Annotated in this window: 12 protein-coding genes; 5 read left to right on the top strand and 7 right to left on the bottom strand. The window is 65.9% G+C overall.

Translation table 11 applies throughout. The features are described from left to right. Positions 1-9: 9 nt before the first annotated feature. The 3 genes from KEC55_RS26325 to KEC55_RS26315 all read right to left on the bottom strand — a co-directional run bounded on the left by KEC55_RS26325 (position 10) and on the right by KEC55_RS26315 (position 3,517). On the bottom strand, positions 10-1,614 hold the full coding sequence (locus tag KEC55_RS26325; protein WP_282508036.1) for an EAL domain-containing protein: 1,605 nt from the start codon (positions 1,612-1,614) through the stop codon (positions 10-12). A 500-nt stretch (positions 1,615-2,114) separates the two neighbouring features. Then, positions 2,115-2,420 (bottom strand): hypothetical protein, encoded by a 306-nt coding sequence (locus KEC55_RS26320; protein WP_282508035.1) that lies wholly within the window; start codon positions 2,418-2,420, stop codon positions 2,115-2,117. Positions 2,421-2,470: 50 nt separating this feature from the next. Further along, complete coding sequence (locus KEC55_RS26315; protein ID WP_282508034.1) at positions 2,471-3,517, bottom strand: AraC family transcriptional regulator; 1,047 nt, start codon at positions 3,515-3,517, stop codon at positions 2,471-2,473. A gap of 94 nt (positions 3,518-3,611) precedes the next feature. Here KEC55_RS26315 and KEC55_RS26310 point away from each other — a divergent pair, with 94 nt between their 5' ends. After that, entirely contained in the window at positions 3,612-4,637 is a 1,026-nt protein-coding gene (locus tag KEC55_RS26310; RefSeq protein ID WP_282511438.1) for a sterol desaturase family protein, read from the top strand. A 36-nt stretch (positions 4,638-4,673) separates the two neighbouring features. Next, positions 4,674-5,354, top strand: coding sequence for an alanyl-tRNA editing protein (locus tag KEC55_RS26305; RefSeq protein ID WP_282508033.1), 681 nt, complete (start codon positions 4,674-4,676; stop codon positions 5,352-5,354). A gap of 24 nt (positions 5,355-5,378) precedes the next feature. Here the strand turns inward: KEC55_RS26305 and KEC55_RS26300 are convergent, their stop codons facing one another. The 3 genes from KEC55_RS26300 to KEC55_RS26290 form a co-directional block, all read right to left on the bottom strand. After that, on the bottom strand, positions 5,379-6,998 hold the full coding sequence (locus KEC55_RS26300) for a histidine-type phosphatase (RefSeq protein ID WP_282508032.1): 1,620 nt from the start codon (positions 6,996-6,998) through the stop codon (positions 5,379-5,381). Positions 6,999-7,177: 179 nt separating this feature from the next. Further along, positions 7,178-7,612, bottom strand: a complete 435-nt coding sequence (locus tag KEC55_RS26295) for a phosphatase (RefSeq protein ID WP_282508031.1) — start codon at positions 7,610-7,612, stop codon at positions 7,178-7,180. Positions 7,613-7,936: 324 nt separating this feature from the next. Next, positions 7,937-9,295 (bottom strand): NAD(P)/FAD-dependent oxidoreductase, encoded by a 1,359-nt coding sequence (locus KEC55_RS26290; RefSeq protein WP_282508030.1) that lies wholly within the window; start codon positions 9,293-9,295, stop codon positions 7,937-7,939. A gap of 100 nt (positions 9,296-9,395) precedes the next feature. Here KEC55_RS26290 and KEC55_RS26285 point away from each other — a divergent pair, with 100 nt between their 5' ends. Beyond that, entirely contained in the window at positions 9,396-10,349 is a 954-nt protein-coding gene (locus tag KEC55_RS26285; RefSeq protein WP_176048670.1) for a LysR family transcriptional regulator, read from the top strand. A gap of 21 nt (positions 10,350-10,370) precedes the next feature. Here KEC55_RS26285 and KEC55_RS26280 read toward each other — a convergent pair whose 3' ends face one another. Further along, on the bottom strand, positions 10,371-10,562 hold the full coding sequence (locus tag KEC55_RS26280) for a hypothetical protein (RefSeq protein ID WP_282508029.1): 192 nt from the start codon (positions 10,560-10,562) through the stop codon (positions 10,371-10,373). 192 nt (positions 10,563-10,754) lie between these two features. On the opposite strand from KEC55_RS26280, the gene KEC55_RS26275 reads away from it, so the two are divergent. Together KEC55_RS26275 and KEC55_RS26270 are read left to right on the top strand one after the other, a co-directional pair. Then, the gene (locus KEC55_RS26275; RefSeq protein ID WP_282508028.1) at positions 10,755-11,672 is read left to right on the top strand and encodes an AraC family transcriptional regulator; all 918 of its coding nucleotides are present in this window, start codon (positions 10,755-10,757) and stop codon (positions 11,670-11,672) included. Between the two features lie 295 nt (positions 11,673-11,967). Further along, positions 11,968-12,855: an NAD(P)H-binding protein gene (locus KEC55_RS26270; RefSeq protein ID WP_282508027.1), complete on the top strand. Its 888-nt coding sequence runs from the start codon at positions 11,968-11,970 to the stop codon at positions 12,853-12,855. Positions 12,856-12,873 lie beyond the last annotated feature (18 nt).

Raw genomic sequence — 12,873 nt, 5'->3', positions numbered from 1 at the left:
GCGTCGCCGCTATGCCGACGCCCACCCGAAATCGCGTTTCAGGCTTTCCGCGCGCTGCGGCCGCCGGTACAGATAGCCCTGCGCATACTGAATCCCGACCGCGCGCAGCGCGCGATGCTGCGCTTCCGTCTCCACGCCTTCCGCGATGATCTTCAGGTCGTAGTGATGCGCGACGGCCGCGATTCCCTCAATCAGCCCTGCACCGCCGCCGTTCAGCTGCGCGACGAACTGCCGGTCGATCTTCACGTAGTCGAACGGGAAGCGCGACAGCATGTCGAGGTTGCTGTGATGCGTGCCGAAATCGTCGATCGCGAACTTCGCGCCTTTCGACCGGAGTGCATGGAATATTTCGGTGGTCCACGCATTCTTTTCGAGCAGGATGCGTTCGGTCACTTCGAGCACCAGCGTGAAGCCGGGCGGCAGCGCGTGGATCGCCTCCTCGACGACGGCCACGAATCGCGCGCGCTCGAGATCCTTCGGCGCGATGTTCACCGCGATGCGCAGCGGCGCGGACGGCGTCAGCGCCGTGAGTTCGGACACGGCCGTTCGCAGCACGAATTCGGTCACCTTCGGCAGCACCGTGCTCGCTTCCACCTGCGGGATGAACACGGACGGGCTGATGGCCCCCCACTTCGGATGCTGCCAGCGCAGCAACGCTTCAACGCCGACCGTCCTGCGCGTCTGCACATCGACGATCGGCTGGTACACGACATGAAACTCGTTGTGACTGAGTGCGTGGCGAACGGCTTTCAGCAACAGCCGCCGCGGCGCCATCGCCAGCAGGTAGGCGGCCATCACGAGACCGTCGGCGAGCAGCACGATCGTCATGGCGATCAACCGGTAGTGGCCCTGGACGTGCGATGCGTACTGAACCGACGCACCGACCGACACCGTGAACGGCCATCGTTGCGATGCAATCGCGGTGCCGCCGGCGGGGCCTGTGCCCGATTCCGGCGTGAACTTTCCTTGCTGGTCGAGACGGCCCGATCCGGCGATCGACAGCGTGGCGGTTTCCGTCCCGTTGCGGGCGCTCGGTGCGAGCGCATCGACCACATAGTCGCCTTCGATCAGGTACAGGACACCCGCGCCATGCGCGGTGGCGCGATACACGGCCAGCACTGGAATGCCGTGCTGAAACGGCGTCTGGCGCAGCAGCGTGACGATCGTCGAACCCGGTACGGGCTCACGCGTGTACGCCTCGAGCGGCAGGTCGATGGCGCCGAGGGCCGACGAGCACATGACGCGACCGTCGTTCACCAGCCCGACGGCGCGCAGGTAGCGAAGGCGGGTGCTCACTTCGGCCAGCGTCCGGAATACCGTCGCGCAGGGGCGTCCGACGAGCGCGTTCAACTCGTCCGCATGCCGCAGGCGTGTGCCGTCGAGGATGCGGTCCACCTTGGCCACGATGTCGTTCGCGACGACACGTTCCTGCGTGGTGACGGCGTCGCGCGCGTAGCGATCGGCAAGCACGATCGCGCAGGCGGGCACGAGCACGCAAACGATTACGGCGATGAAAAAGGCTACCCGCGGCCACGCGCCGCTGCGCTGGAAAACGGACTTCGAGCCTGGTATGAGCGCCGACATTCCCGCGGTTGCCTTTGATGTTGTATGCATTGAGAGGCAAGCCGAACCGGTGAGTGCGCATGCGGCGCGCACGTGTCATGCCCGGTCCGGGTGATCCGGCTCGCGCATCGGTATCGCGATGCAAGCCGCGTCAACGATCGTGACGGGCATCGGCGGCAGCCCCGTCAAGATCGGTCATGCAGTCCGGCGGCACGCGTCAATAACAAGTGCATTCTGCGCATCTATATTGACGTGGCGCACCGAAAAAAACCCCGACCGCATGGTCATGCGGCCGGGTCGAAAGACACCGTCTCTTGGCACGAGGATGGTGCGCGGCAAGTATAAGATGTGACGCGCTATTACGAAATATTGTTGATTAAAAATTGGTGCAGTTTTGTGATTGAATCTCAAAAAGAAACATTACCGCGAAATGCCGTTTTGGGCGACGTGTCGGCGCATGCACATCCGAAAGGATAGCGAAAGGAATGGGTGCTGCTGACGCGGAACGACCGATGCAGGCGCGGTGCGCGGCAGGTGGCGCCCGCCGCGATTCAGAAATCGTTGCGCATCTTGTGAAGCAGGGCGCCGGGTGACTGGCGCGTGTCGACCGCGGTGAGGACATCGGTCACGAACCACGGCAGGTTCAGTTGCGTATCGGAATCGCCGACGCAGATGCGGATCGGCGGGGCCTTCGACGGCGAGCGGACGTCCTGCATGGCCTCCCGTGACGGGACGCAGTTTTTCGCGGGCGCCTGAACGGGAACCGGCGCGGTGGCGCCGGACGGTGCGCCAGCGGTTGCCGGCAAGCTGACGGCGGCGAGCAGGGTCAGGACAGCAGCAGTGGCAACGCGTTTCATGAGGATTCTCCGGCGATGCCCGTTCGACCGCGCCAGCCGGCGCGAGTTCGTCAGCCGCGTGCGACGCTTGCCGGCCGCGCCGGCTGCCGGCTGCGCCACTGCTGCGGCGATTCGCCGGTCCAGCGCCGGAAGGCGCGCGTGAATGCGCTGTGCTCTGAATAACCGAGCAGCCAGGCGACTTCCGCCAGCGTCAGCCGCGGATCGTTCAGGTGGTCGATCGCGAGCCGCCGCCGCGTGTCCTCGCGCAGGATCCGGTAGTTCAGCCCGAGTTCGGCCAGCCGGCGATGCAGCGTGCGCGACGACACATGCAGGTCGGACGCGATCTGCTCGATGCTGGCTTCGCCTTGCGTCAACAAGCGCGCGACGGCTTCGCGCACCGACTGTTCGAGGTCGTCGGTCTGCCGCAGCTCGGCGAGCAGCGCGCTCGCCTGGCGTTCCATCATGTGCCGCAGCGCGTCGTCCGGCTGTTGCAGCGGCTGCGTGAGCAGGTGTAACGGAAACGCGAGCCGGTTCACCGGCTGGCCGAACCGCACCGGGCAGCCGAAGTAGTCGACATACGGCTGCGGGTTACCCGGTGACGGATGCACGAAGCAGACTTCGTCGGGCCCGTTGCGCGTGCCGGTGATGTTGCGCGCGAACTGGACGATCGCGGTCAGCGCCACTTCGTCGACGAGCGGGCCGAGCGGTTCGGGCGCATCGTGCCATTCGATCGCGACCGACGCCGCCTCGACGCGCACTTCCATGCGCGCGACGTTCGCGATCAGGTGTTCGTATTGCTGCCAGCGCGCGAGCGCGGCGCCGGCGTCGCGGCACGCATGCAACGCATAGCCGAGTGCGCCGAGATGCGCGGGCGTGATCCGCTGGCCGACGTGCAGGCCGAGCAGCGGATCGTCGAGCGCGCCGACCGCGCGTTCGAGCAGGCCGCGCCAATGCGCGCTCGCATAAAGCGTCAGCCCGCGATCGTCCTCGGGCGGTCGCGCCTCGCCGAGCACGCGCGCTGCATCCTGGCCTTGCTCGGACAGATAGTCGAACAGCAGCCGCACGTAGGTGCTCGAGTAGTAGACGCGCTGGGTCGCGAGCGGAGAGGCGGCGGGCATGGCGGAAAGTGTCAAGTAATCGTCGGCAAGTGTCAACGCGGGCTGACCCGTGCGCGACCATACTGCGCGGCAGTTCCTGATCGAGGCTGCCGACATGCCGACCGAGTTGATGACGTGGCTCCATGCGTTCCTGGGTAACGACGTGGACTGGAAGCAGGTGTTGCTGATCGGCATGACGCCGGTGTTCCTGATCGCGTTCGCGATCGAATATGCGGTGATGACCGGGCGCGGGCGCCGCGAACCGTTTCGCTGGAAGGAGATCGTCGCGAACCTGTCGCTCGGCGCTGGCTATCAGGTGGCCGAGACCGTGATGGGGCTCCTGTTCACGGGCGCGATCTTCGCGTGGGTCTATCGGCACCGGCTGCTCGACGTGCCGGTGAACGGCTTCACGATCGTGCCGATCTTCGTCCTCGTGGAATTCTGCTACTACTGGTTTCATCGTACGTCGCACCGCGTGCGCTGGTTCTGGTCCGCGCACGTACCGCATCACAGCGGCGAAGTGATGAACTTCACGACGGCGATGCGGCAGTCTTTGCTGAACGCGTTCGTCGGCGTGTTCGTGTTCTATCTGCCGCCCGTGTGGCTCGGCATTCCGCCGGCCGTCGTGCTGTTCCTGCTTGCGGTCGATCTCGCGTACCAGTACTTCGTGCATACCGAAGCGATCGGGCGGCTGCCGCGCTGGTTCGAGTACGTGTTCGACACGCCGTCGAACCATCGTGCGCATCACGGCCGCAATCCGCGCTATATCGACAGGAACTACGGCGGCGTGCTGATCATTTTCGATCGCATGTTCGGCACGTATGTCGAGGAAACGGAACCGGTCGACTACGGGATCACGCAGCAGATTCGTTCGTATAACTTCCTGATTCTGAACGTGCACGAGTTCGTCGACATGTGGCGCGACGTGCTCGCACCCGGGCCGGTTCTGCAGCGGTTGAAACACCTGTGGATGCCGCCCGAGTGGGAGCGGCCGGGGCATCGGCCGATCCATACGTGGAGCGTCGAGCGCAAGGGCGAGGAAGGCGAGGAAGGCGCAATGGCACCGCGTGCCGGGCCGGCCGGCGGCGCGACGGGATCCGGGCGCAAGATCGTACAAGCCACCGGGACGCGCCCGGGCTAAGCTGGGGGTTTTCCTCGGCGAAAGGCGTGGCGGGCGATGACAAGGAAAGTATTCTGGGACGATCCCTACCGGACCACGCTGGATAGCGTCGTCACGCATGTCGACGGCGAATGCGTGCGGGTGGATGCGACCATTTTCTTCGCGTTTTCAGGCGGCCAGGAAAGCGATGCGGGATCGCTGGGCGACTATCCGGTCGTCCGCGCCGAGAAGCAGGGCCTCGACATCGTCTATACGCTCCCGCACGACCATGCGCTGCGCGTCGGGGATCCGGTGACCTGGCGCATCGACTGGGCGCGCCGGTACCGGCTGATGCGCCTGCACTTCGCGGCCGAAATGGTGCTGCAACTGGTCTACCGGCTCAGGCCCGGTATCGAGCGCATCGGCGCGCATATTGCTCAGGACAAGGCGCGTATCGACTTCGCGAGCGATATGAGCCTGTCGCCGTTGTTTCCGGAGATCGAAGCGGCTGCGGCCGATCTGTCGAAGCGCGACCTGCGCATCGTGACCGACTTCAGCGATGTCGACGCGCAACGTCGCTTCTGGACGGTCGAAGGCTTTGCGACGATGGCATGCGGCGGCACGCATCCGGCGACGACCGGCGAGATCGGCATGCTGACGCTCAAGCGCAAGAACACCGGGAAGGGCAAGGAGCGGATCGAGGTGATGCTGCTCGACCCGCAGGCGGCAGGCGGGCGCGCGACGATGCGGCTTGCGTGATCCGCACCGCTCGTCACGCTTGCATCACTGATACCCGTAGCACTGCTTCAACCCCGCGTAGTCATAGAAGTGGCTCGATGGTGTGATCTTCGCGCTGTCGCATGCGGCCTGGAAATCCGTCTCGCGCTCGTTGTACAGCATCTTCACGATGAGCCGTGTCCCGTTGCGATAGACATCCCACTGCATGTTCGCGGCCATCGGCGACACCTGGTCGCCGCGCCACGGATTGTTCGCGTACGTGAACGTCTGCGCCTGCGGCGTCGGCACGAACACGTTCTTCAGGTTCATGACCGACGCGAACGGAATCACGATTTCCGCGTGCGTGAAGCGCAGCTTCGCGGCGCGCGTCAGGTCGCCGCGCGCGATCGCGTCGACTTCGCCGAAGAAATCGTCCTGCAGCACTTTCGCCATCCGGTACGTGACGGGGTTCGCCTCCTGGATGCCCGGCCCCTTCTGGTAGTAGTCCTCGGCATCTTGCAGATACGCAAGATACTGCGCCTGCTCGGCGCCGATGTACTTCTCGAGCGTGACGCCGCCGGTTTCCGCGGTCATCGCGGGTGCGATCTGCAACAGGTTGTACAGCACGTTCACCGCATCGACGGCTGTCGCGATCTTCGTCTTGCCGTCGCCCTTCAGCGTGTTGGTGAACTTGCCGTCCGGCGACGTGAACGCATAGGTGCCCGCGTTCGCGAACGTGTAGCCGTCGGTGCCGAGCTTCGCGATGAATGCCGGCGACACGAGTGCGGACAGCACCGTCTGCGCGACGTCGGCCGCCTGCGGCGCTGCCTTGATCGCCTTCAGCTTCGCGGCCACCGTCGCATCGTTCGCATAGGCCTGGTACGCCTGGCTCGCCTGATAGGTCGCGTAGTACGGATCGCCTGCATCGGTCACGAGATCGGTGGCTGGCTTCAGCGAGTGGAAATACAGCAGGAAGCGGTTGGTGCCGGCCGGCTGCGCGGCCGGTGCGTTCGCGGGATAGCCTGACGGCGCGGCGGGCAGCGTGATGGCCGGCGCCAGTGCCGGCTGGGCGGCGACGAGCGCCGCGGAGAAATAAGTCGAGCTGTCGACCGCGCGATCCTGGCCCGAGTTGACGACCACGACCTGCCGGTTGCCCGCCGCGAACAGCGCAGGCAGCCGTTGCGCGAGACGCGTGGCGAGCTGCTGGTGTTCACGGATGCCGGTTTGCGTGAGGTTGCCGTACCCGGGCGTCGAAATGCCCTGCACGCCGTAACCGAGCAGCGCGTTGGCCTTCATCATCGCGTACGTGTCGACCTTGAGCTGCGCGCCGAGCGCGGTCAGCGCGCCGTCTGCCTCGGCCTTGATCAGCATCGCGTAGATCGCGCCGTCGTACTTGAAGCCCGACAGTCCGCGCGAGCCGTGGCGCGCGACGAGTTCGGTGTAGACCGGCGCATAGCCGGCGGGCGGCGCTTCGTACGTCGCGGCGTCCTGCTGCGGACGGTACGGCGTCTTCGTCTGGTAGTAGGTCGCGGGCGCCGGTGCCGGCTTGGGCTGTGGCAGTGGTGCGGGCGTCGTGCTGCCGTTGTCGGCCGACGCGGCGGGCGGCGTCGAGTCGTCGCCGCCACAGGCGGCGAGCAGCAGGCAGGCAATCGTGAGGGCGGCGGCGGTGCGGGTCGGGCGTGTCATCGTGGCGAGCAGCGGACGGGACGTTGCGCGTTCGCGTCGTCCCATCTCCGGGAGAGTTCGGTCGAGCCCGGAAGTGTTGCAAGCAACTTTGACAGCAGAATGTCAGGATGTGGTCGGGCAATCGTCGGATTGCCGCCGGATCGATGCTGGCCGGCCGCTGCCGGCCCGTGTGCCGGCGCTCAGTGCAGGCCGGCCGATGCGATCGAGCGCACGGTGTCGGTGATGTTCACGCAGCGCGACAGGCCGAAATGCTCGGCTTCGCGGCGCTCCGGTTCGCTGCTCGCGATCGCGACCGCGCGTTCGGGCGGCACGCCGAGCGCCTGCAGTGCGACGTCGAAAGGATGCTGATTTGATCCGGAGTCCTGCTGATTGGCATCGGTGACGACGACCGAGAAGCGGTCGAGGTTCGCACGGCCGAACTGGCCTTCGAACATGTCGCTGAGCCGCGCGGCTGGCAGTGTCGTGACGAGACCGAGCCGATATCCTTCTTCCGATGCCTGGTCGAGCCACTGGATGATCGCGTCGCGCTGATGGCGCGCTTCGCGTGAATCCGGTGTTGCTTCGATCTGTGCGAATGCTGCGTCGAGACGGGTGACGATGGCTTCGATAACCACGGTGATTCCTCTTCAGAGACGTGATGATCCGTTCGCCGACGGGAATGCCACACACCTTAGCGGGGATGCGGAAAGCGCGACCAATTAATATTTTTATTAGACTCATACGGTTTCACTAATGAATCCGGGTGCGAGCCAGAGCCGGCGCGGGATGCGTGTCGTTCGACATTTTTCGTGCGACATGCATCGCATCGACCGCCTTCGATGTGATGCACCAAACTCGCGCACGTTGTGGATGCAACCGTTATATGCATATAAAAAAACGGCATATCGAGCGGTGGCCGCCCGATATGCCGTTGTGCGATGCTGCGTGAGAGTGGTCGCTCAGTGCAGCTTGATCGACGGCTGGTTGCGGCTTTGCAGCCAGTGGCTCAGCGACTGGAACAGCGCGCGCTTCACGCCGACCACGCTGAACAGGTGCTTGCGATACAGGAACTTGTACAGCCCGATCGCCGCCAGCCCGTCGACGATCAGCGAGCGCGAACGCACGCTGATGTCCGCCTGGTACACGGCGCCCGCATGCCCGAGCGACACGACGGTGCCCGCATCGTGGAACGTGAAGCCGGCCACCGGCTTGCCGGCGATGCGCCGTGCGAACGCGTTGACCAGATACACGGCCTGCTGATGCGCGACCTGCGCGCGCGGCGGCAGGAATCCGCTCGCACCGGTCGACGGGCATGCCGCGCAGTCGCCGAATGCATACACGTGCGGATCGTCGGGCGTCTGCAGCGTGTCGGTCACGATCACCTGGTTCGAGCGGTTGAGCGCGAGCTCGCCGATGTCCCGCAGGATCGCGGGGCCGGCGACGCCGGCCGCCCAGATCGTGATGTCGCTCGCGAGCCGTTCGCCGGTGGCGGTCGTCACCGCATCCGCACCGACTTCCGCCACACGCGTATCGGTCAGCACGTCGACGTTCAGCGCGCGCAGCTGTGCGTGCATCTTGCCGGACAGCCGCGCGTCGAGCGCCGGCAGGATACGCGGGCCGCCTTCGATCAGCCGGATGTGCACGTCGCGAGCCGACACCAGCGCCTTGAAGCGGTACGTCGTCAGTTGCTGGACCGCGTGCCGCAGTGCGGCCGCCAGTTCGACGCCCGTCGCGCCCGCGCCGATCACGTTGATGCAGATCGGCGCCGCGCGCCGCGCCGGTTGCTGCTCTGCGGCGTGATTCGCCTTCGTGCAGGCCGCGAGGAACTTGCGGCGGAAATCCTCGGCCTGGTCGAGGTTCTCGAGCGGCAGCGCATGACGCGCGGCGCCCGGCACGTTGAAGAAGTTCGTCACGCTGCCGACGGCGAGCACGAGATCGTCGTAGCCGAGTTCGCGCTGCGGCAGGACTTCGGTGCCGTCCGCATCGTGCACGGCCGCGATCGTCGCGGTGCGCGCCGCGCGGTCGACCTGCTGCAGCGCGCCCTGCACGAAACGGAAGCCGTGGCGCTTGGCCTGCGCCGCGTATTCGATCGTGTGCGAGGCCGGATCGCGATGGCCCGATGCGGCTTCGTGCAGCAGCGGCTTCCAGAAGTGCGTCGGATAGCGGTCGACGAGCACGATGTCGGCCTGGCCGCGACGTCCGATCGTGTCGCCGAGACGCGTCGCGAGCTGCAGGCCGCCGGCGCCGCCGCCGACGATCACGATGCGCGGCAGGCGCGGTGCGCGGTCCGTTGCAAGGTTGGGCGTGGTGTTGTCCATGTTGGGCTCCCGCTGAATGACGATTCGGATGACATTGCTCAAGAACCGACGATATAGTTTCGAACCCACTCGAACAATTTAATGTTTATAAGCGACTCATATGTATTCACTTATAGGAAAGACCGCGACGTTCCGGCAACTGAAGGCGCTGGACATGATTGCGCGGCTCGGCAGCGTGTCGCGCGCGGCCGAGGAACTGAACCTGACGCAGCCGGCCGTGTCGCTGCAGGTTCGCCTGCTCGAGGAGGCCGTGGGCGCCGCGTTGCTGCAGCGGGTGGGGCGCGGCGTGCAGCTGACCGCGGCCGGCGAGATCGTGTCGCGCTATGCGCGCGAGATCCTGCATCTGTGGAGCGAGGCCGGCGACGAAGTGGCCGCGTTGACGGGCGACCTCGGCGGCACGCTGCGGATTGGCGCGATCACGACGGCCGAGTACCTGATCCCGCCGCTGCTCGTGAAATTCACCGCGACGCGTCCGCATGTGAAGACTTATTTCAAGGTTGGAAATCGCGACGACATCATCCGCATGCTCGCTACGCATGAAATCGATCTCGCGGTGATGGGCAGCGCGCCGAAGGAGCTGCGTACGCATGCGGTCGAGTTCGCGAAGCATCCAATGGTGTTCGTCGCGGCGCCCGGCCATCCGCTGATGCAGCGCAAGCGCGTCGCGCTGAAGGATCTCGAATCCGCGCACCTGCTCGTGCGTGAACGCGGTGCAGGCACGCGCTCGACCGTCGAGAGCCTGTTCAAGAACGCGGGCCACCGGTTTCATGTGGGCTCCGAACTGTCGAGCAACGAGGCGATCAAGCAGATGGCCGAAGCCGGGCTCGGCATCGCGTTCCTGTCGTTGCACGCGTGTGCACTCGAACTGCGCACCGGGCTGCTCGGGCAACTGCCGTTTCCCGGCAACCCGATCGAACGCGAATGGTATGTGGTCACGCTCGCCGACCGGCGGATCTCGCAGGTGACGGGGCTGTTCCGCGATTTCCTGATCAAGCAGGGCGCGCCGGTGATCGACGGTGCGACGGTGGCGCCGCACGAGCGGCGGCGCAAGTAGGCGGATACGTTGACCGACCGGTCAGACGAGCCCGAAATCGTCGTTGCTGTCGGGAATCGACGCGAGCAGCCGTTCGAGCCGGTACCAGCCCACGAGGCGCAGGCACCATGTGGCGATGGCCGTGCGGTTGGCGCTGGGGCCGGACAACGGACGGGTGGCGGCGGAAGGCGAGCGCGCGATGAACGCCGCGCGTTGCGGGCAGTAATGGGGCATGACGGTCTCCGTAGGTGTCGGATGGGGCCATCGTAAGCGCCGCGGCGCCGGCCGGCGCACACGCAAGGATGGCCCCGAGCAGAAACGGATGATCTTTTTTGCTCGACCCGGTTGCGCCGCCGGCTGCCCGGCAGGCGGGCTGAAAACGCGTCACAATGCGCGTTCGACATCCCCATCCACGGGAGGAAGGCCATGAGCGATGCGATTCTCGCGGCGCCGGCGGACAACGGCGTCCCGGTCAGCCTGCGCTCCAGCCGCGGGCTCGGCTGGCAGGGCTTTGGCGCGTCGCTGCTGGAGATCCGCGCGGGCACCTACCGGATTCCGGCAGCCGAGCATCACCGGATCGGCGTGCATATCGGCTCGCCGGTTCGTGCGGATTGCGTGTGCGACGGCGAGCGCGTGTCGCGCATCCAGGCGCACGGCGACGTCGACGTGATTCCGGCCGGCCTGCCCGGCCAGTGGACCGACAGCGCCGACTGCCGGATCCTGCACATCATGCTCAGCGACACGTTCGTGCGGCGCACCGTCGAGCAACTCGAACTGAAGCCGTCGCAGGCGCAGATCCGTCGCCGGCTGCAGGTGCGCGACCCGCGCCTGCAGCACATCGCATGGGCGATGGCCGCCGAGCTCGAAGCGGAAGACGCGTCGGATCCGCTCTACGCGGAAAGCCTGTGCACGGCGCTCGTCGCGCGGCTGGTCGACGGCCAGCCCGCGTTCCGCGAACGCAGGCGCACGCTTGCACCGAAGGCGGCCGCGCGCGTGATCGACTACGTCGAAGCGAACCTCGACCGGCGCATGACGCTGGCCGAACTCGCGGCGCTCGTGTCGATCAGCGTGCCGCATTTCAAGGTGCTGTTCCGCGAAACGCTCGGGATGCCCGTGCACCAGTACGTCGTGCGGCGCCGGGTGGAGCGGGCGAAGGCGTTGCTGCTTGAAGGCCGGCTCAGTATCAGCCAGATTGCGCTGGAAGCCGGGTTTGCACACCAGAGTCATATGGCGAACTGGATGAATCGCGTGCTGGGTGCGACGCCGACGGAAATTGCGCGGTCGGGCGCGCGGGGCGGGTTGCGGCTGGCTTATGACGGAGAGGGCGGCGGAAGCGGGACATAACGACGCGATGGCACGGATTCGGATACGTGATATCGCGTTTGATCCGAAGGTAATTGTCCAACAGGCTGCTGGACAATTGCCACGCTCATCTTCTCTGTCTCGAGGGGGCTGCTGAAGTGCAACGTCTCATGATTGGCAGATCGTACGATCCGGGGTGACAGGTGTTGCAACGAGCCGCTCGCATGGCACGGCCATTCAACTCGTCATCCTTTCCTGCTCGATTCATCCCTCCCTGAGCGCCGTCCTGATCGCACAACCCGACAATCACGACACCTTCATCCCCCAGGAGCGAATCGTGTTCGTGATCTTCGGAGCATCAGGCAACGTCGGCCTGTCGACCGTGACGACCTTGCGCAACGCAGGTCATTCCGTACGCGCGGTGTTGCACGACGCACGCCATCGTGACCGTTTCGTACAACTCGGCTGCGATGTCGCGATCGCGGAATTGACGGATGCGAATGCAATCGCCGCAGCAATCGATGGCGCACAGGCCGTGCAGATCCTGTGCCCGGTGCCGGTCGCCGACCCCGATCCCGCCGCGACGATGACGCGAACGATCGATGTGGCCGCCGCCGCGCTCGCCGCGAACCCGCCGCCGGCACTGCTCGCGCTATCGGACTACGGCGCGGAGCGCGATGGCAATACCGGCATCACCCGCCTGTTTCATCATTTCGAGGAACGGCTGAAGACGATCCCGACGCAGCTGACGCTGCTGCGTTCCGCCGAGCATCTGCAGAACTGGGCGCGCGTGCTGCCGGTCGCGCTTGGCACGGGCGTGCTGCCGAGCTTCCACCATCCGGTCGACAAGGTATTTCCGACGGTCTGGGCGCCCGACGTGGGTGTCGTCTCGGCGCGGCTGCTGCTCGATGCACCGGAAGGTGGCAACGGACCGCGCATCGTCAGCGTGGAAGGGCCGCGGCGGGTGAGCGTGACGGCAATCGCGGATACGCTCGGCGCGGCGGCCGGCCGCTCGATCGTCGCGCATGAGCTGCCGCGCGACACGTGGAATGCGACGCTGCTGCGCGCCGGGCTCAGCGAACGCCATGCACAACTGATCGTCGATCTGTACGACGTGCACAACGCCGGGGAGATCGACGTCGAGGCGGGCGTTTCGGAACGCGCTTACGGGACGACGCCGCCGGTAGATGGACTCTCGCAACTGGTGCGCCAGCACGCACGCTGATCGAAGCGGCAGCGCGTG

It is taken from the genome of Burkholderia cepacia (assembly GCF_029962485.1).
Lineage (GTDB): Bacteria > Pseudomonadota > Gammaproteobacteria > Burkholderiales > Burkholderiaceae > Burkholderia.
The sequence above is the reverse complement of the archived record's forward strand: the minus strand, read 5'-3'. Positions and strand labels throughout refer to the sequence as shown.

Coding starts and splice junctions, on each gene's coding strand:
- KEC55_RS26325 (WP_282508036.1), bottom strand. CDS start 1,614: ATGCATACAACATCAAAGGCAACCGCGGGAATGTCGGCGCTCATACCA.
- KEC55_RS26320 (WP_282508035.1), bottom strand. CDS start 2,420: ATGAAACGCGTTGCCACTGCTGCTGTCCTGACCCTGCTCGCCGCCGTC.
- KEC55_RS26315 (WP_282508034.1), bottom strand. CDS start 3,517: ATGCCCGCCGCCTCTCCGCTCGCGACCCAGCGCGTCTACTACTCGAGC.
- KEC55_RS26310 (WP_282511438.1), top strand. CDS start 3,612: ATGCCGACCGAGTTGATGACGTGGCTCCATGCGTTCCTGGGTAACGAC.
- KEC55_RS26305 (WP_282508033.1), top strand. CDS start 4,674: ATGACAAGGAAAGTATTCTGGGACGATCCCTACCGGACCACGCTGGAT.
- KEC55_RS26300 (WP_282508032.1), bottom strand. CDS start 6,998: ATGACACGCCCGACCCGCACCGCCGCCGCCCTCACGATTGCCTGCCTG.
- KEC55_RS26290 (WP_282508030.1), bottom strand. CDS start 9,295: ATGGACAACACCACGCCCAACCTTGCAACGGACCGCGCACCGCGCCTG.
- KEC55_RS26285 (WP_176048670.1), top strand. CDS start 9,396: ATGTATTCACTTATAGGAAAGACCGCGACGTTCCGGCAACTGAAGGCG.
- KEC55_RS26280 (WP_282508029.1), bottom strand. CDS start 10,562: ATGCCCCATTACTGCCCGCAACGCGCGGCGTTCATCGCGCGCTCGCCT.
- KEC55_RS26275 (WP_282508028.1), top strand. CDS start 10,755: ATGAGCGATGCGATTCTCGCGGCGCCGGCGGACAACGGCGTCCCGGTC.